A 16122-nucleotide genomic window follows, 5' to 3' on the forward strand; every position below is an offset into this window, starting at 1 on the left:
CATCCGTCCGCGCCGCCCGCTTCGGATAGTCAGATGACGAGCAAGTTCCCGAAAATCTTCTCCGAGATCGCCCTCGGTCCGCATCGCCTGAAAAACCGGGTCGTCTTCGGCGCGCATACCGCCAATATGTCCGAGAACGGCCTGCCCGGCGATCAGCATATCGCCTATTACGTGGAGCGGGCGCTGGGCGGCGCGGCGATGATCGTCGTCGAACCGATGCCGGTCCATCCGGCGGCGGTTCTCACGCGCGGCAATTTCCGCACCTGCGACGATGCGGTGATCCCGGCCTTCCGCCGGCTGACGGATGCGGTCAAGGCGCATGGCGCGGTGGTGCTCCAGCAGCTCTATCATGTCGGCAGTCATGGCGATTCCGATCTGTCCTATCATGCCCACTGGTCGCCCTCCGGCGGTCCGAGCTACCATGACAGCGATGGCTCGCATGCGATGACGGAAAGCGAGATCGAGGAGACCGTCGAAGCCTTCGTGAAGGCTGCCGAACGCTGCCGGGCCTCGGGCTTCGACGGGGTCGAGGTCTGGGCGGCTTATGGCGGTCTGGTCGACCAGTTCTGGACGCCATTCTACAACCGGCGCGAGGATCGCTGGGGCGGGGCGCTTGAAAACCGCATGCGCTTTTCACGCGAGATCCTTGGTCGCATCCGCGCGCGCTGCGGGCCGGAATTCGTTATCGGCCTGACGGTCAGCGACGAGCCGGGCTGTCCCACCGCGCTGACGCGCGACCAGCTTGCCGAGATCGTCGGGCTGCTCGATGGCGAGCGTCTCATCGATTATGTGACCTGCGGCTCCGGCGGCTATTTCGACTACGGCAGCCTGATGCCGACGTTCCTTTATCCCGAGCGGCTCGGCGCGGAACTGTCGGCGCGGCTGAAGACGGTGGTCCACAACGCGCTGGTGATTGCCGAAAGCCATATCCGCACGCCGGAAAACGCGGAAATCACGCTGGGCGAGGGTGCGGCGGACCTCGTTTCGATCGTGCGTGGCCAGATCGCCGATCCCCATCTCGTCAACAAGGCGCGCGATGGCGTGCCGGAGGATATCCGCGGCTGTCTGTCCTGCAACCAGATGTGCTGGGGCCGTCGCTCCCGCGACTACTGGATAAGCTGTCTCATCAATCCCTCGGTCGGCCGGGAGGCGGAATGGGGCGGGGATCGCCTGAGCCCCGCCGAAAGGCCGAAATCGGTTCTGGTGGTCGGCGGTGGGCCGGCAGGACTGGAAGCGGCGCGCGTCGCCGCCGAGCGCGGTCATCGCGTCGTTCTCGCGGAGGCCTCGGACCGGCTTGGCGGAGCCTTCCGTCTTGCCGGCGAGCAGCCGCGCCGTGCGCAGATCCTCGATCTCATCGGCTGGTACGAGACGCGGTTCGAAAAGCTCGGCGTGGAGGTTCGCCTCAACGCCTATATGGAGGCGGCGGACGTCGCGGCGCACGGGGCGGATGCGGTTGTCGTGGCGACGGGCTCGCTGCCGCCGGAGACCGGATTCCAGAAGGCGCTGCCGGAGCGTCCCGGCCTGCCGGGACTGGAAAACGGCAATGTCTTTTCCGCTGAAAGTGTCATGGCGCGCGCGGCGCGTCCCGGAAGGCGGATCGTACTGCTCGATGAAACGGGCGGATGGAAGGGCTGCGGCACAGCCTGGAAACTTGCCGAACAGGGACATGAGGTGCTGCTCGTCACGCCGGACGCCCTCGTCGGCAAGGAATTGCAGCGCACTGCCGCGGATGTGGCGCTGCGGCGGACCTTGAGGAAACTCGGCGTGCAGTTCTTCACGGAAACCAGCGTCGATCGCTGGCAGGGCGATGCTGCCGTGCTGATCTCGCATCTGACGGGCGCTGTGGAGACCGTCGCGGCCGATAGCCTGGTGATGGCCACGACGAACGAAGCGGCGAACTGGCTCGCCCTCGAACTTGCCGGGGAAGGCGTCGATTTTATCGAGATCGGCGATGGAGTCGCGCCGCGCCAGGCACCCTACGCTTTCTACGAGGGGCGCAGGGCTGGAATGAGCCTCTGAAGCGGAACACAAAGAGATAGAGCGATTTCGCGCTTCGGAGAAAAGCGGAATTGCTCCAGCTGTGGGCTTTCAGGAGGTTGTCGAGGGCGGGCTCTCGATGCCGAGACGGCTTTCTCGCCAGACGGTGAACAGGCCGGCGCCGACGACGATCAGGGCGCCGATCACCATGTTGAATGTCAGGCTCTCGCCAAAGAAGACGATAGCGACGCCGACGCTGAGAACGAGCTGGAGATAGGTCAGCGGCTGCACCTCCGAGGCGCTCAGCAATCCGTAAGCCTTGATCAGGAAGTAGTGGCTGAGAGCGCCGCACACGCAGAGCGCGGCCATCGCCGGCCAGTCACTCATTGGAATGGGCGTCCAGTAGAACGGACCGACGAGGGTGATGGCGAGCGCGCCCATGACGCCGGCGTAGAGGACGCTGGTTACGGCGGAATCCTGACGGCTGACCGCCCGGGTGGCGATGCCGTAAAAAGCATACATGATGCCCGCGACAAGCGGCAGCAGAAGCCGGATGTCGAAATGGACGTTCAGGGGATTGAGGATCACCAGAACGCCGATGAGGCCGACGACGACCGCAAGGCCCCGTCGCCAGCCAACCTTTTCACCGAGCAGCGGGACCGAGAGGATGGTGATGATCAGCGGCGTGACCTGGAGGATCGCCTGACTCATCGCCAGTCCGGCGGTGGTGAAGGCAAAGATGACGATGACGATTTCGGTCGCCAGCAAGACGCCGCGGATGGTCTGAAGGACGGGCTGCCGCGTCACGAAGGCGCGACGCAGGCCACCCGGCGACGACGCCGCCAGCAGGGCGACGAAACCCGCGAACGCCCAGAAGCGGATCATGGTGACCACGATCGGCGGATATTTTTCGCCTAGCAGTTTGGAAAACCCGTCCTGGCCGGCAAAGATCGTGACGGCCAGGAGCACATAGACGTAGCCCAGTGTTTTGCTTTTCATGGATGCGCGAACTTTATCTTCAGGGGTCTGGCGAGGCGACGGTGTCAGGGCAGGTTTAGCGTTAGCGGTAAGGGAACGCCACAGCCCTCGGCGTTTCTTCTCCATTCGTCCGATGGCTATTCCGCCGGCAAGCCGTTTCCCGCGATGAAATCCGCGGCTTTTCCCTGCCTGCCCAGGCGTCGGGTTGCAGGAGGGCATCCTCGATCAATATAGCCATCGGAACCGGACATGCCACTCAAGAAAGACTTGAACGCGCCCGATCCGGCAAATAGCTTCGCGTCGGTGAGTATGCGGCAGGATTGGGAATGCGGCTTGTCTGGATAATCGTTCTTTTCGTGATCCTGTTCGGTCTGGCATCGCTGGCGGCGATCTATTCCTACGGACGTTTCGTCGAACGCAGCCGGGGCACGCCGTCCATGGCCTTGCCGGTCGCGGAGGGCGATACCTCGCTCGACCGCCTGATCGTGCCGAAGCTCCAGGCGCATGCGGGCCAGAGCGGTCTGATGCTGGTCGCGAGCAATCTTCAGGCATTCGCGATCCGCGCCATGGCGGCGCGCAGCGCCGAGCGCAGCCTCGACGTGCAATATTATTACTGGAAGGATGATCTGACGGGCGGCCTGCTGGCGCGCGAACTGATCGCCGCGGCCGATCGCGGCGTCCGGGTGCGGCTGCTTCTCGACGATATCAACACGAAAGGTGACGATTCCACCTATCTGGCCATCGACAGCCATCCCGGCATCGAGGTTCGGTTGTTCAATCCCTCGCGCAGCCGCACCAACGTGTTGCAGCGGGGCGTCGAGATGGCGCTTCGCGCCTTCAGCGTGACGCGGCGGATGCATAACAAGGCTTGGATCACCGATGGCCGCATGGCGGTCGTCGGAGGACGCAATATCGGAGACGCCTATTTCGATGCGGCGGACACCGCGAACTTCCGCGATATGGACCTCCTGCTGCTCGGGCCGGTGGTGCAGCAGGCCGAAACCGTTTTCGACGAATACTGGAACAGCGGGGCGGTGCTGCCCATCACGTCGCTTTCAAAGGCCCGCAAGGGCGATCTGGCAAAAACGAGAGCGAAGCTGGAAGCGCTGCTGTCCAGCGGCGACGCCCAGCCATACCTACAACGGCTGCATGAGGAAAAAGGCACCGAAGCGGTATTGAGCCGGCAACAGGCGATCCACTGGACGGCCGATGCGAGGATCGTGGCCGACCCTGCTGAGAAAGCCAGGGGCTCCGGCGCAGAAAGCTGGCTGGCGAACACCATTTTCCCGATCATCGCCGCGGCGACGCGCGAATTGCATATCATCTCGCCCTACTTCATTCCCGGGGATCAGGGGGTTGCGACATTGCGCAATCTGGCAGGCGCGGGCGCGGACGTCTCCGTGCTGACGAACTCGCTTGCGGCAACGGATGTCGCCGCCGTACATGGCGCCTATGCCCGATATCGCGAGCCGCTCCTGGCCGGCGGTGTCGATCTCTACGAGTTGCGGCCCCGGATGGTCGGTGGAGACATCTCCCTGTTCGGATCGAGTGGCGCCAGCCTGCACACCAAGGCCTTCACCGTCGATGGGAAATCCGGCTTCATCGGTTCCTTCAACTTTGATCCGCGTTCTATTTCACTCAACACCGAGATGGGCGTCCTGTTTGGAGACCCGGCCCTGACGCAGGAAGTGAACGCCGTGTTCGCCGATGAGATATCCCCGGCAAGCAGCTATCGGCTTTCGTTGCAAGACGGCGCGATCGCCTGGCAGGACGGGGAAGGTCCGGAGGCGAAGATGCTGGTCCGCGAGCCCGAGGCCGGTATCTGGCGGCGCATCGCCGCCACCGTCATCGGCTGGTTGCCGATCGAGTCGCAATTATAAGGCGTCCTGCTGCATGGCGCGCATCGCCGGCCGCGCCGCGGACGGGACCTGCCCGATATCCATCAACGCTCTCTTGTGATGCCGGTCGACGCCGGCTCACAAGGGGTGCGACCGCATCTGCTTTGGAGGTTCGTCGTTCTCGTCGGGATTGGGATTGGGCTCCTCGTCCGGCAGGCGGTCGGGCTCCGGCTCCCTGATCGGCGGTGCCGGCTTGTCGATCGGCGGCAGATCCGGAACGGGACCGGGGCCGGGGGCGGGATTCGGATCGTTTGGAATGATGGCCATAGCTGTCTCCTTCGCAACCAACCTTCGCCATCCGCAAAAGTTCCACCGGTTTCCGCCCCGCCGACGCAGGCACAGGAATGGGGAACATCATCGGCCACGGGCGAGTTCAGCCATCTGAAGCCTTTCCAGTGGAGGTTAAGATGAACAGAACCGATGGGGATCGTCCCTTTCCGCGTCAGCCCGCACAGGAACAAAGCCCGCCCGGCTTGACCGATACCATGATCCCCCGTCCCGACCACGGGGAGGAAAGCTACGTCGGCGCAGGACGCCTTAAGGACAAGGTGGCGTTGATCACCGGTGCGGATTCCGGCATTGGCCGCGCGGTCGCTATCGCCTTCGCGCGGGAAGGCGCCGATATCGTCATTTCCTATCTGAGCGAGGATCAGGATGCTCAGGAAACAAACCGCTGGATAGCGGCGGCGGGGCGGAGGTCCCTCGCGGTTCGGGGCGATATCACCCGCGAGGACCATTGCGAAAATCTGGTGCGCCAGTGTCTGGAAAACTTCGGACGGCTTGACATCCTCGTGAACAATGCGGGTTTTCAGCGAACCTACGCGGAAATCGGCGATATCAGTACCGAGGAATGGGACCTGACTTTCCGGACCAATATCTATGCGCCGTTCTTTCTCTCGCGCGCGGCTATCCCGCATATGAAGCCCGGCAGTTCCATCATCAATACGACCTCGATCCAGTCTCGCCAGCCGTCCGGGCATCTTCTCGCCTACGCATCGACGAAGGGCGCGATTTCCAATTTTACCGCGGGTCTTGCGGAAATGGTCGCGGAGAAAGGCATTCGGGTGAACGCCGTTGCGCCGGGGCCGATCTGGACCCCCCTCATTCCTTCGACGATGCCATCTGAAAAGACCAGGGTCTTCGGCAAGCAGACGCTCCTCGGGCGGGCGGGCCAGCCGGCTGAACTGGCCGGAGCCTACGTCTTGCTCGCCTCGGAACTCGGCAGTTACATGACGGGGGCGATTATCCCGGTTACCGGTGGGGAAATCATGATCTGAGGCAGGGAATATTCCGGCTGCTTTCCAGGCGAACCGCGACGGGCAAGGGGTGACGGAGAAAGGAAACTGTTCCTTTCGGATCAATTCGGGTATCCCCGTTCTTGCGGAATGATATCGGGGATCGTCCGGGCTTGTATAACGAGGCTCAATCGTTTCCTCCCGTAAACCGTGACGAGAGGGACCCATGCGACGGCTCATGCTCCTGCGCCATACCAAATCCGATTGGCCGAGCGGTGTGGATGACCATGAAAGACCATTGGCACGTCGCGGCCGGCACGCAGGCCCGCTGATGGGCAATTACATGGCGCGCGAAGGGTTGCTGCCTGATCTCGCCGTCATTTCGACGGCGCGCCGGACCCGGGAAACCTGGGAACTGGTGTGCCCGGCCTTTGCGGAGCCGATTGCCGAGCTTGACGAGCGCCGCATCTACGAGGCTCCGGCGGGATCGATCATCGATGTCATCCATGAAACAGGTATCGACATTCATACGCTGCTGTTGGTCGGACACAATCCGGGACTTCAGGATCTGACTCTTGATCTGATCGGAAGAGCCGACGGAAACGATCTGGGCCGGCTCAGGGAAAAATACCCGACGGGCGGGCTCGCGGTGATCGATTTCGATATCGGAAGCTGGAGCGAGGTGGCCGCGCGCGCCGGCCGTCTGGAGCGCTTCAGGACGCCGAAGACGCTTGACCTACCCGCCTGATCCCGACGATCTGCTCCGCGCGCCATAAGGCGTTTTTTGCCGTGGGGCGGGGAAACCCCCGGCAGGATGCCGGCTATCGCCCGGACAGGGCAAGCGCCTTGTTCTTGTAGCGCTTGTCCTGCGTGACCTCCCTGCCGAACCAGCGCGGCGGGTCGAAGGCGCTTGCCGCTTCCTCTGATGGAAACTCGACCTCGACCAGTGTCAAAGGCGCAAGATGTCCGCCAAAGACGTCAAGTTCGAATTCCTGACCTCCGGGCAATGTCCCGTGATGGCGGTTCTTTTCCACGCGGCGGCCTTCGGTGGCGGGCCAGAGGGTTTCGAACTGCGTGATCTCGATTGCGATCTCATATTCCTCGCGGACCAGGTCGCCATCGGATTTCAGCGTCAGGAAATAATCGCCGCCTTTCTGCCGCAACCGGACTTCCACCGAATCCGAGGTGGCTGTCAGATAACCTTGGCGAATCGGCTCGAAGGGCAGTCCCTGCGGCACCGGACCCTCGACCAGGAATTTCCGTTCGATTTCTTTCATCGCTCCAACCGCTGCTCCAGTTCATCGAACAGCCCCTGATACGCCTTGCCGGCCGTGCTGTTGGGCGCCGTGACGAGAATGGGCGCGCGGGTCATCCCCATGCGTTCTATTTCCGACGCGAAAGGAATCTGGGCCGACATGAAGCGCTTGGGATGCGTTCGCGTCATCTCGACGACCATGTCGCCATGCAGGCTCTTGCTGCGCTGAACCATCGAGAAGAAGGCGTGTATCTTGCGGGCCGGCAGATCGTTGTCGCGGAAAAATTCCAGCAGTTGCTCGAAGGTGCGTTGCGACAGCGTCGTCGGAATGACCGGCACGATCACCGCATCCGCCGCCCGCAGGACGTTTTCCGACAACATCGAGATGTTGGGCGGGCAATCGAGAACCACGGTGTCGTAATCGGCCTTGACCGCCTTCAGCGCTTTTTTTAACCGCGAACGGCTGTTCTTCATTCTCGACAGGAAAATATCGAAGTCGCGAAAGCTCATATTCGACGGCAGAATGTCGAGATTGGCGTAGTCGCTGCCCCGGATTGCCCGGGTGAAACGCTCGACATCCTCGAAGAAGCGGGCTTCGGTCAGTTTCTTCGAAGGCTTCACGCGGTAATAGAAGCTCGATGCGCCCTGCGGGTCGAGATCGCACAGCAACGTCCGCTTGCCCGATGCGGCGAAAGCATAGGCGAGATTCGCGGCGGTCGCGGATTTACCGACGCCGCCCTTGTTGGAATAGCAGGCGATGATCTGCATCAGGCTTCCTTCCCGTCATGAAACAGCTGGCGGAAAGTCCTCTGCACGCGGTCGCTGTTGAAATGCGCGAAGGCAGCCACGATCCTCTCGCGTTCCGCGGCCTGTTGCCGGTGCAGCACGAGGACCAGCGCACCGACGCTCTGCGCGATCTCAAGCTTGCGGGGCTCGTCGCCGAGGCTGTCGGCAAAGGCCGTGAGAGCGGTCTGCTGGACCGCGCAATCATTGAACAGGCCCAGAGAATCCTGTAATTTTTTCAGTGGCTTGAGAATTTTCCTGAACGCATCCTGCGGAAAGACCGGGGCGAAGAACTCCATAAGGTAACGGAGTTTCTTGCATTCGATCCGCAGCGCATGGACGTCGTCGTCGGGGGTCTCGGTGGTCAGGCTTGCTGCGATGCGGCGGATCCTGCGGTATCGCTTCCAGATCAGTTCACAGGCGAAATCGTAGGAACTGCGGCGGGCGTTCGGGCCTGGCGCGAGCTTGTGCCGCCTGGCGAACAGCTTCGCCAGCGCCTTGATGTCCTTCCTGTAGCGTTCGCCACGGAAATGATCGGCAAGGCTTGCCTGTTCCATGGCCCGCCGCTCGCCAAGCAGCGTGAACATCCCCTCCAACCCGGCATGCATCGTGGAGGGAACAAGATCGAAGAAGCTCCGCTGTTCCAGCAGATAGACGTCGAGATCGCGCAGCCGCCCCGTCGGCGCCATCAGGGCGGAGAACCGCGCCTTCAACCCGGCCGTCTGTTCCGGGCTGTAGACGCCCTTGAACAGGCTCAGGACCGAGCGGATCTTGCGCAGCGCGATGCGGTAATCGTGCAGGAACTCGGTGTCCAGATCCAGGACGATGCCCTCTTCATTCGCGCGGGCGACGGGGAGATAGGCGTCGATGATGTCGCTTGCCGCATCGAAGGCGGTTTCCTCGCGGCCGACCTCGATGCTCGGCTTTGCGCTATAGCGGGCGCTGGCCGGGTCGATCATCCGGTAGAGATTGCCGGCGGCAAGCGGCGTCCCGCCGCAATCCCGGATGCGTGCGACGAGATCGCCGAGGGCTCCGTCATAGCCGCGCAGGCCCTGCGTCGTCAGCACCACCACGGTGTTGCCGCTGACCGGCTCCAGTTCGCGCAGACAGGCGCGCACGCGGGTTTTGCCTTCGTCGTCGATCAATGCAAGCTGACCCGACCGTGCGGTGCCGGTGATAACGGGCAGGAGCGCCCGCAGCGGCGACAGGTCCGCCAGCGCGGCCTTGACCGGCCCGTCGGCGAAATCGGCGACAAAGCGGGCCTCGGGGGTTGCGTGCTGGCTCAGGGCGGTGCCGCTGGCCGGCAACAGGACCATGCGGTCGTCCTCCACCAGAAGGAGCCGCTGCGTAGAGCGCAGATTGTGGTCGAAACAGTCAAGGATCGTGAAGGGTCGGACCTCTTCGGCCCATTCCAGAACCGGCGTCAGCCTGTGGACGTCGCTTTCGGCCAGATCGGCCGCCCGCTTCGCCGGCATGTAACAGGTTTCGTCGGTGACGGTCATCCCCTCTGCTTTCGTATTCGCTTGCCCGCTTCATCTTCGGGCACCCTGATCTTCAGCATTCGTCCCGGCAGGCGCAGAGCCTTGTCCTTCTCCTGACTTCCCGCTTCTGACGCCACTCGATCCGCGTTTCATGACGGCGTGATGACAGTTTTGTTACAATACAGGAAATCCGCCGGAAACGACGCACGCGTCCCGACGGCGAGGCCGCCGATCCAGAGATTTCAACGATTTCAAGGGGAAACGATGGTGCTGCTAGAGAGATTTGAACTCTCGGCCTCTCCCTTACCAAGGTAAGGTGCTGAATCGTAGATTTGTCAGTGTTTCCCGAACCTTCTGCGTTGCCGCTTTATCGACTGTGCCGCCTTTGTGTCAATCGGCCCTTTTTGCTCGTCAAAAATGGCGGCGACGGCCTTCCCAGCCTCATTGCTGTGAACGTAGGTCTCCATAAAAAGTTTTGCCGATTTCCAGCCCCCGGCCTCCATGGCGTCTTTCACCTTCGCGCCGCCGGCCATGACGTTCGTCCCGAATGAGTGACGGCCGGCAGAGTGCGTTGTACGAGCCTCGATGCCGGCTCTTTTTGCTACGGCCTTCATTCTCCGGTTTACGGCCTTCGGGTCTGTGTAGGAAAACACACGCTCTCCTTCGCGCGGGTTCAACCCGGCGATCCTCCCCACCAGTTCTGCCGTCAGGCTCCTGACGGAATCCTCTTCCGTCTTCGTTTTAGCCAGCACCGCTATGCGACGACCTAGATCGACGCATTCGCCCGTCAAGTTCACGGCCTCTGCTACGCGAGCGCCTGTCTGGTGCATGAATAGCACTATGGCCGATAAATGAGGGAGCTTGCTTCTGTCCGCCTCGGCCATGAAGGCGTCCAGCCACTTGCGATCAACGGGTTTGTGCTTTCGGCTTTTAGGGACCTCGAAGCCCTTGACCTTGATCGGCGAGCACCAGCCGCGGTCTGCGCCATGATTGATGACGCTTACGGCTGGCGTGATAGCCTGTCGGTTTCGGGTGGCATTTGCGGCGCTCGGATAGAGAGTGACCGCCATATCGCGAACGTCACCTGGCTTTATCCTACCTAGGGCATGGCCTTTGAAGTGTTTTAGGATTTTCGGGAGGAACCGCCCTTCGCCTCCCTGCCTCAGGTAACTTTCGGCGGCTTCCTCGAATGTGCGGACGGCTTCCTCGCCATAGGAATGACGTTTCCAGATCCTCGCTTCGAAGAGCGCGCATTGCTCTTCGGCCCTTTTGCGGTCGCGAGTGCCAAGGCTCTTTCGTATGCGCTCTCCGTTGACGGTTCCAACGGCGTACCAGATGCCGTCTCGTTCTTTGATTTCGAGGTTGGACACTTGAGAGCTTCCCTAAGCAATGCGATGTGTTCTGGATAGAATACCTTCCGGTTGCCGCGCGGCTCATAATGCCGATGCTCGCGGATTACGTCCACCAGGAACCGGCGCGATACGCCCAGAAGGATTGCGGCTTCATCCATCCCAACCGGGACAAGCGCATTTGCCCATGATGGTAGCGCTCTGCTCATGTCCTGCCTCCGAACTCGATAATCTCGACGCCAGCGGCCCGCGCACGGCGCACCATGTCGGCAGTTCCGCGACCGCCCGGGAACGCGATGACAAGGTCGGGCTTGCCTTCATCGAGCATTCGTTGATTGCGGATCGGGCCGGCTGCTTTGCCGTGGGTGGCCCAGTCGGCGGGGAACCTCTTCAGATCGAGCCAATTGACGACGGCATATTCGTCGGCAAGATGATCTGCGCCAGTTGGGCATGCGCCGTGGATGAGCGTTCCTACCGGCAGGTAATTGCCGTATGCGTCCGGTTCCGAAATCGGGAACACGCCGTCCAGCGTCCGCCACACCTTATCATTGTCGGTAAAGTCTCGCCCGCCGCAGACGAGGACTCTCATGTCCTGCCTCCGGGGCCGGTGACTTCTGGCGCGATAGGCCAGCGTCTCGCGGCGAGGGGTTCATATGGTTCCCATGCGTGGACGTAGCAGCCGTTACCTACTTTGCCGTGATCGAGAAGCTGGACTCGGCGAATATCAAAGCCGACGCGCTCCGCCGTGGCCGTCCCACCTTGCCATCTGATGCGCCTGACGCGGCGACTTCCGTCGTGATCGACAAGAACCACCCACGCCGTCCCGAACAGGACGGTTGCAAGGTATCGAAGAATGTCGCTCACCTCTCCCCTCCCTTGCTTGCGAGGGCTTGGCGGCCGGAGGGTGTGATCTCGTAGTGGTAGTCCATCACCGTGCGAAGATCACCGCGTAAAGCCGCCGCCGAGACCTGCATGTAATGGTGGCCGCGAGAATGAAGCTGAGACCATGTGGCCTTACCGCCAAAGCGCTCTTCCATGTCGTGCAGGATGGCAATCCGGGCCTCTTGTTGCTGGGCGGTAAGCTTCATGCCTTCCTCCCGAGGGCGCGGACGAGGGAGCAGAGCGCGTGCCAATCGGCTGGGCGCAACTTCACCGACTGTTTCGCCGGCAGCGTCCCAGCACCTTCTTCCGCCTTGGAAATCGCCCGCTGGAGCGCCGAGACTTCATCCGGGCCGAGGATGCGTAAGCCGGCGGCGTGAAAGCTGTCTATGACGGCATCCGCCAGCCCGAAGCAAACTTCTGCGCTCGATCCCGGTATCTGGTGCGCAATGATCTCCCGTGCGTCAGTCATGGGCGCAATCCTTCCACAGCTCGCCGGATGCAATCATAGAAATATTTGACCGACTGACATTGAATGCATCGGCAATTTCTTTCTTTGTCGTGATGTCAGCCGCCACAATCTTGCGGATCAGTTTTACAGCGTCACGAGACAGCACCGCTTTTGGATTGGCTTCACCAGATCTGGCACCCGCCCACCGGTGGAGGCGTCCTTTCCTTTTTGCGTCAAGGATATTCTCCCGGGTCGTTCCGAGGAAAAGATGATCCGGGTTAACGCATGAGCGGACATCGCATTTGTGGCAGACAAATAGCCCATCTGTGATATCGCCGTTATGAATTGAGTAAGCCACGCGGTGAGCACCAAGCCTGCGGCTTCTCACTGACATGATGCCGTAACCACTGCCGTTTAGCCTCTTTGCCCAAAGCCAGCATCCTGAATTGGGCTCTGGCTGGTAGCTGTCGTGGAAGCGTTCAATGTCTGATGGCGTAAGGTTCATCATCCTCCTGCCTCCATAGCGGCCTTGAGGGCGTCCAGAAGCCGTGCCTCATTGTCGGACCAGTCACGATCTCCGGGACTATCGACGTATCCGCATGAGTAGGCCAGCCGCAGAATATCGACCATCGCCTCTGTCACCGCCTGTTCTGAGGGGCGGGCGTAGAGGGGCAAGCACTCATAGACACCACTGTCACCGGCCGGCTTATCTGATAAGAAAACGGTTTCGCCATTGGCATAGGTGACGCGCCACGCCGATACGTCCTGACACCCTTCACCAAACTCTATCGGCTGAGCAGATAGAGCAGAGATGATGTCTTCCGAAACCTTCCTAACAACAATGCGCTGCCACTGGGGGTGGCCTTCGGGGAAACCCCAAACGCCCAACACCTCGCCAAGAATGTCGATGCCTCTCGCTGCGTTCACGGCGAATTTGGTGAGACGTGCCACCGCCTCTTGCCGTCCTTCCGGTGATGGATCGCAGCGGCACGTTCCGCCGTTCCCATTCACGCAAGCGTCACACACATACGGCAGGTCGCCTTCCTGTGTGGCTGGCGAATGACCCCATGTCTCCGGGTCAACCCCGCGCTTCACCTTCACCGCGCCTGTGCGGGAGAGGGCTTCGGCACAGCGTTTTGCTTTGGATTGCTGTTCGATGGCGGCCTTCATCCACCCGTCACGGTCGCTCGTCAGCCGCTCGTTCTCTGCCTCCAGTTCGGCATAAAGGTCCGCATAAAGGTCGGCGCGAACGTACTCAGTGGCTCCCGGTCGCGCTGGATTCTCGGACCAGCCACCAACCATCATCCTGCGTCCATTGCTGGGATTACGGACGGTAGGCCCCCGCAGAGAGGCATGTATTCTTTCCGGCATATCAACCATTCTTCCCTCCTGTCAGTGCGCGGCGGGCGGCGCGTTCGATGGCGGCCAGCCTCCCAACTAGAGAGAGTGCGAAGCCTCGCTGAGCGTCCTTGCTGGCGTTTACTGTCGGCATCGCTTCGCGCGTCCGCGCCTCAATGCGCACGACATTCAGCGCCTTCAACGCTTCGTCGCGTTGGGCTTCGGTGGTTTTCATTTTGTCGATCAGGGATTCCACGACGCCCTCGTGATAATCGCGCATGTCTCCGTCTGAGCCGGTGAGCGCTTCGTAAGCCGCAATCAGTTCTTCAAGCGCCTGCCTGGACACGCCGACTTCGCAGCCGTCCATATCAAGCTGGCGCCGGCTGCTTTTGAGGCTTTCGAGGGCTGCTGGATTAAGCATCGTCATACACCTCTCGCTTGATGTGGGCGGTAAGGGATGGTACAAAAAGCGAACGCGCCGCAGGGCTGGCACCCGGCGACGCGCTCTTGATCGGCCCTGATTGAAGCAGGACGGACACGAAGTGAGCATCATCACATTCAGATTCCGCGTCAAGGATTCCGTCACTGGCAAGCACCTGTCTCGCCACGCGGTCGCCTGTAATCAGGTATGGAACTTCTGCGTTGCCACGCAGCGCGAAGCTGAGCGACGCCGAAAGGGCGGCCTGCCTATCCGTTGGCCTACAGCATTCGACCTCATCAAACTCTGCACCGGCAGCGCTGCCGAACTCGGCCTGCATTCCGATACTGTGCAGACGATCTGCCGCCAGTTTGCCGCATCGCGTGATCTTCACCGCCGATGCCCGCGCTTTCGCGCCAGTTTCGGTGCCAAGCGCGCGCTCGGATGGATACCGTTCATCCCGCGCGCCATGAGGATCGACGGAGATGCCGCCGTCTATCTCAAGCGCCGCTTCCGCTTCTGGAAGTCGCGAGAAATCGAAGGTGACTTCAAGGCAGGCTCTTTCGTCCAAGACGCGCGCGGGCGGTGGTACGTTTGCTTCCAATGCGAGGTCGCGGACGACCTTTCGGCCGGTAATGGTGAAATTGGCATCGACCTCGGCCTGAAAATACTGGCAACATGCAGCGACGGAACAGAAGTCCCGGCGCTGCGACACTATCGGCAATACGAGCGTGCACTCGGCAAGGCCCAGCGCGCAGGGCGGAAGAAACTGGCCCGCGCTATCCAGGCCAAGATCGCCAACGCGAGGAAGCATCACCTTCACGTCGCCAGCAGAAGACTGGCGGACGCCAACAGTTTGATCGTCGTCGGCAATGTGAACGCGGCGCAGCTTGCAAAAACCAACATGGCGAAATCTGTGTTGGACGCGAGCTGGTCGACGTTCAGAAATATGCTGCGGTACAAGGCTGCCAGAAGGCAGGCGGTATATGTCGAAGCTGACGAACGATGGACCTCGCAGACCTGTTCCGAGTGCGGAAGCCTCGGCGGCCCGAAAGGGTTGAAGGGTCTCGAAGTGAGACATTGGGTTTGCAACGAGTGCGGGGCGCATCATGATCGTGATGTCAACTCTGCTCGGTTAATCCTGATGTCGGGGCGGAACGTCGCCCTCCAATCGACGGGAATCCTCTCCGGTTAGGGAGTGGCGGACGTTACACACCTCCCCGGTGTGAGGGTTGAAAGAGGCGCGCGAAACCTTGCCGCGCTGGATATTGTTGATAACCAGCATTGCGCGCTCACGGTTGGGATAGGCGGCGTAGAGGAAGGCAGCGATCACGCATGGATCGATGCCAACTGACCTCCAGTATTCGCGCTCTCCCATGGAATGTTGGCGGCGGTGTTCGTCGGGATGCAGCGGTAGCGTCCAGCAATCGCTTTCCTTCGATGCCTTGCCGCGTCCGAGTTTCCCGGCGCGCGGCTCTGCATAGGAGACATGGGCAGCTTCGACCGGCTCACGCTTTGTCACGATACAGGGCAGGGAGCGGATGAAGTCGAGATATGCCGGCTTCTCGACGCGCTTCGACGCTTTGCCGGTCGGCTGGCGCGAGAAGGCTTCGGAGTGGCGAGGGAGACGAAATGCCATCAAGCGGCCCTCCCTTCGTTTTCTCCATCATGGAAACCACCGCGGATGGTCTCGGTAAGACGAACGTCGTTCGCATCGCAGAAGGCAATGGCGTAGGTAATGAGGCTGGCGGCCCGATTTACCGACATGCGGGCAGTACTCTCACGGATGTTTACGAACTCGCCCTCAAGGCCGGGAACGAACTCGACCTCACCTTCCGTCGCCTTAGTGTGGCCGGAGACGAGAAGAACCTTCCATTCTTCTGCGGAGCGGCGCTTCCCGGCCCATGTCAGTGGGGAATTGGCAATGTCGGTGCAGATCGCGTGAAACTTCGCGTTCTGATCCAGGCTGCGGGTTGCCGCGCCGACCGTCACAGCGCTGCCGGCGGCGGCTCGTATGACAGCGTCTACGGCATTCCGGCGAACTCTGTCGTTGATGAGGATGAAGCGCTGCTTTTCCATG

General features: G+C 61.5%; 19 protein-coding genes. 5 read left to right on the forward strand and 14 right to left on the reverse strand.

Features of this window, described 5'->3' with window-relative positions:
* Positions 1 to 33: 33 nt before the first annotated feature.
* Entirely contained in the window at positions 34 to 2019 is a 1986-nt protein-coding gene (locus KYK29_RS10125; protein ID WP_254690755.1) for an oxidoreductase, read from the forward strand.
* A 69-nt stretch (positions 2020 to 2088) separates the two neighbouring features.
* On the opposite strand, the gene KYK29_RS10130 is transcribed toward KYK29_RS10125, so the two are convergent.
* The gene (locus KYK29_RS10130; RefSeq protein WP_254690756.1) at positions 2089 to 2976 is read right to left on the reverse strand and encodes a DMT family transporter; all 888 of its coding nucleotides are present in this window, start codon (positions 2974 to 2976) and stop codon (positions 2089 to 2091) included.
* Between the two features lie 305 nt (positions 2977 to 3281).
* Here KYK29_RS10130 and KYK29_RS10135 point away from each other — a divergent pair, with 305 nt between their 5' ends.
* Positions 3282 to 4835 (forward strand): phospholipase D family protein, encoded by a 1554-nt coding sequence (locus KYK29_RS10135; protein WP_254690757.1) that lies wholly within the window; start codon positions 3282 to 3284, stop codon positions 4833 to 4835.
* Positions 4836 to 4931: 96 nt separating this feature from the next.
* Here KYK29_RS10135 and KYK29_RS10140 read toward each other — a convergent pair whose 3' ends face one another.
* Positions 4932 to 5120, reverse strand: a complete 189-nt coding sequence (locus tag KYK29_RS10140) for a hypothetical protein (RefSeq protein WP_254690758.1) — start codon at positions 5118 to 5120, stop codon at positions 4932 to 4934.
* Between the two features lie 140 nt (positions 5121 to 5260).
* Between KYK29_RS10140 and KYK29_RS10145 the strand changes: the two genes are divergently transcribed.
* A complete protein-coding gene (locus KYK29_RS10145; RefSeq protein ID WP_254690759.1) occupies positions 5261 to 6130 on the forward strand; it encodes an SDR family oxidoreductase in 870 nt (289 codons plus the stop codon).
* Between the two features lie 184 nt (positions 6131 to 6314).
* Positions 6315 to 6836 (forward strand): SixA phosphatase family protein, encoded by a 522-nt coding sequence (locus tag KYK29_RS10150; RefSeq protein ID WP_254690760.1) that lies wholly within the window; start codon positions 6315 to 6317, stop codon positions 6834 to 6836.
* 73 nt (positions 6837 to 6909) lie between these two features.
* Here KYK29_RS10150 and KYK29_RS10155 read toward each other — a convergent pair whose 3' ends face one another.
* From KYK29_RS10155 to KYK29_RS10200, 10 genes are all read right to left on the reverse strand, one after another.
* Positions 6910 to 7365 (reverse strand): CYTH domain-containing protein, encoded by a 456-nt coding sequence (locus KYK29_RS10155; RefSeq protein ID WP_254690761.1) that lies wholly within the window; start codon positions 7363 to 7365, stop codon positions 6910 to 6912.
* A complete protein-coding gene (locus KYK29_RS10160; protein WP_254690762.1) occupies positions 7362 to 8111 on the reverse strand; it encodes a ParA family protein in 750 nt (249 codons plus the stop codon). The genes KYK29_RS10155 and KYK29_RS10160 overlap by 4 nt, the downstream gene beginning before the upstream one ends.
* Entirely contained in the window at positions 8111 to 9628 is a 1518-nt protein-coding gene (locus tag KYK29_RS10165) for a CHAD domain-containing protein (RefSeq protein WP_254690763.1), read from the reverse strand. The genes KYK29_RS10160 and KYK29_RS10165 overlap by 1 nt, the downstream gene beginning before the upstream one ends.
* A gap of 314 nt (positions 9629 to 9942) precedes the next feature.
* Positions 9943 to 10977 carry a tyrosine-type recombinase/integrase gene (locus tag KYK29_RS22555; protein ID WP_254690764.1) on the reverse strand — a complete coding sequence of 345 codons (1035 nt, stop codon included), beginning with the start codon at positions 10975 to 10977 and terminating at the stop codon, positions 9943 to 9945.
* 184 nt (positions 10978 to 11161) lie between these two features.
* On the reverse strand, positions 11162 to 11545 hold the full coding sequence (locus tag KYK29_RS10175; protein WP_254690765.1) for a DUF2493 domain-containing protein: 384 nt from the start codon (positions 11543 to 11545) through the stop codon (positions 11162 to 11164).
* A 271-nt stretch (positions 11546 to 11816) separates the two neighbouring features.
* The gene (locus KYK29_RS10180) at positions 11817 to 12044 is read right to left on the reverse strand and encodes a hypothetical protein (protein ID WP_254690766.1); all 228 of its coding nucleotides are present in this window, start codon (positions 12042 to 12044) and stop codon (positions 11817 to 11819) included.
* Complete coding sequence (locus tag KYK29_RS10185; protein WP_254690767.1) at positions 12041 to 12307, reverse strand: hypothetical protein; 267 nt, start codon at positions 12305 to 12307, stop codon at positions 12041 to 12043. Before KYK29_RS10185 ends, KYK29_RS10180 begins: the two co-directional genes overlap by 4 nt.
* A complete protein-coding gene (locus tag KYK29_RS10190) occupies positions 12300 to 12794 on the reverse strand; it encodes an HNH endonuclease (protein ID WP_254690768.1) in 495 nt (164 codons plus the stop codon). Before KYK29_RS10190 ends, KYK29_RS10185 begins: the two co-directional genes overlap by 8 nt.
* Positions 12791 to 13666, reverse strand: a complete 876-nt coding sequence (locus KYK29_RS10195) for a hypothetical protein (protein WP_254690769.1) — start codon at positions 13664 to 13666, stop codon at positions 12791 to 12793. The genes KYK29_RS10190 and KYK29_RS10195 overlap by 4 nt, the downstream gene beginning before the upstream one ends.
* A complete protein-coding gene (locus KYK29_RS10200; protein ID WP_254690770.1) occupies positions 13659 to 14051 on the reverse strand; it encodes a hypothetical protein in 393 nt (130 codons plus the stop codon). Before KYK29_RS10200 ends, KYK29_RS10195 begins: the two co-directional genes overlap by 8 nt.
* 115 nt (positions 14052 to 14166) lie before the next feature.
* On the opposite strand from KYK29_RS10200, the gene KYK29_RS10205 reads away from it, so the two are divergent.
* Entirely contained in the window at positions 14167 to 15237 is a 1071-nt protein-coding gene (locus KYK29_RS10205; RefSeq protein WP_254690771.1) for an RNA-guided endonuclease InsQ/TnpB family protein, read from the forward strand.
* Here KYK29_RS10205 and KYK29_RS10210 read toward each other — a convergent pair.
* Entirely contained in the window at positions 15178 to 15681 is a 504-nt protein-coding gene (locus KYK29_RS10210) for a DUF968 domain-containing protein (RefSeq protein ID WP_254690772.1), read from the reverse strand. The genes KYK29_RS10205 and KYK29_RS10210 overlap by 60 nt on opposite strands.
* Positions 15681 to 16121 (reverse strand): recombination protein NinB, encoded by a 441-nt coding sequence (locus KYK29_RS10215; RefSeq protein ID WP_254690773.1) that lies wholly within the window; start codon positions 16119 to 16121, stop codon positions 15681 to 15683. Before KYK29_RS10215 ends, KYK29_RS10210 begins: the two co-directional genes overlap by 1 nt.
* Position 16122 lies beyond the last annotated feature (1 nt).

It is taken from the genome of Shinella daejeonensis (assembly GCF_024281235.1).
Classification (GTDB): Bacteria; Pseudomonadota; Alphaproteobacteria; order Rhizobiales; family Rhizobiaceae; genus Shinella; species Shinella daejeonensis.

Bases quoted from the DNA above. Each gene is read 5' to 3' on its own strand.
- KYK29_RS10140 (WP_254690758.1), bottom strand. From the start codon at position 5,120: ATGGCCATCATTCCAAACGATCCGAATCCCGCCCCCGGCCCCGGTCCC.
- KYK29_RS10135 (WP_254690757.1), top strand. From the start codon at position 3,282: ATGCGGCTTGTCTGGATAATCGTTCTTTTCGTGATCCTGTTCGGTCTG.
- KYK29_RS10165 (WP_254690763.1), bottom strand. From the start codon at position 9,628: ATGACCGTCACCGACGAAACCTGTTACATGCCGGCGAAGCGGGCGGCC.
- KYK29_RS10155 (WP_254690761.1), bottom strand. From the start codon at position 7,365: ATGAAAGAAATCGAACGGAAATTCCTGGTCGAGGGTCCGGTGCCGCAG.
- KYK29_RS10210 (WP_254690772.1), bottom strand. From the start codon at position 15,681: ATGGCATTTCGTCTCCCTCGCCACTCCGAAGCCTTCTCGCGCCAGCCG.
- KYK29_RS10195 (WP_254690769.1), bottom strand. From the start codon at position 13,666: ATGGTTGATATGCCGGAAAGAATACATGCCTCTCTGCGGGGGCCTACC.
- KYK29_RS10200 (WP_254690770.1), bottom strand. From the start codon at position 14,051: ATGACGATGCTTAATCCAGCAGCCCTCGAAAGCCTCAAAAGCAGCCGG.
- KYK29_RS10130 (WP_254690756.1), bottom strand. From the start codon at position 2,976: ATGAAAAGCAAAACACTGGGCTACGTCTATGTGCTCCTGGCCGTCACG.
- KYK29_RS10160 (WP_254690762.1), bottom strand. From the start codon at position 8,111: ATGCAGATCATCGCCTGCTATTCCAACAAGGGCGGCGTCGGTAAATCC.
- KYK29_RS10215 (WP_254690773.1), bottom strand. From the start codon at position 16,121: ATGGAAAAGCAGCGCTTCATCCTCATCAACGACAGAGTTCGCCGGAAT.
- KYK29_RS10145 (WP_254690759.1), top strand. From the start codon at position 5,261: ATGAACAGAACCGATGGGGATCGTCCCTTTCCGCGTCAGCCCGCACAG.
- KYK29_RS10175 (WP_254690765.1), bottom strand. From the start codon at position 11,545: ATGAGAGTCCTCGTCTGCGGCGGGCGAGACTTTACCGACAATGATAAG.
- KYK29_RS10180 (WP_254690766.1), bottom strand. From the start codon at position 12,044: ATGAAGCTTACCGCCCAGCAACAAGAGGCCCGGATTGCCATCCTGCAC.
- KYK29_RS10190 (WP_254690768.1), bottom strand. From the start codon at position 12,794: ATGATGAACCTTACGCCATCAGACATTGAACGCTTCCACGACAGCTAC.
- KYK29_RS10185 (WP_254690767.1), bottom strand. From the start codon at position 12,307: ATGACTGACGCACGGGAGATCATTGCGCACCAGATACCGGGATCGAGC.
- KYK29_RS10150 (WP_254690760.1), top strand. From the start codon at position 6,315: ATGCGACGGCTCATGCTCCTGCGCCATACCAAATCCGATTGGCCGAGC.
- KYK29_RS10125 (WP_254690755.1), top strand. From the start codon at position 34: ATGACGAGCAAGTTCCCGAAAATCTTCTCCGAGATCGCCCTCGGTCCG.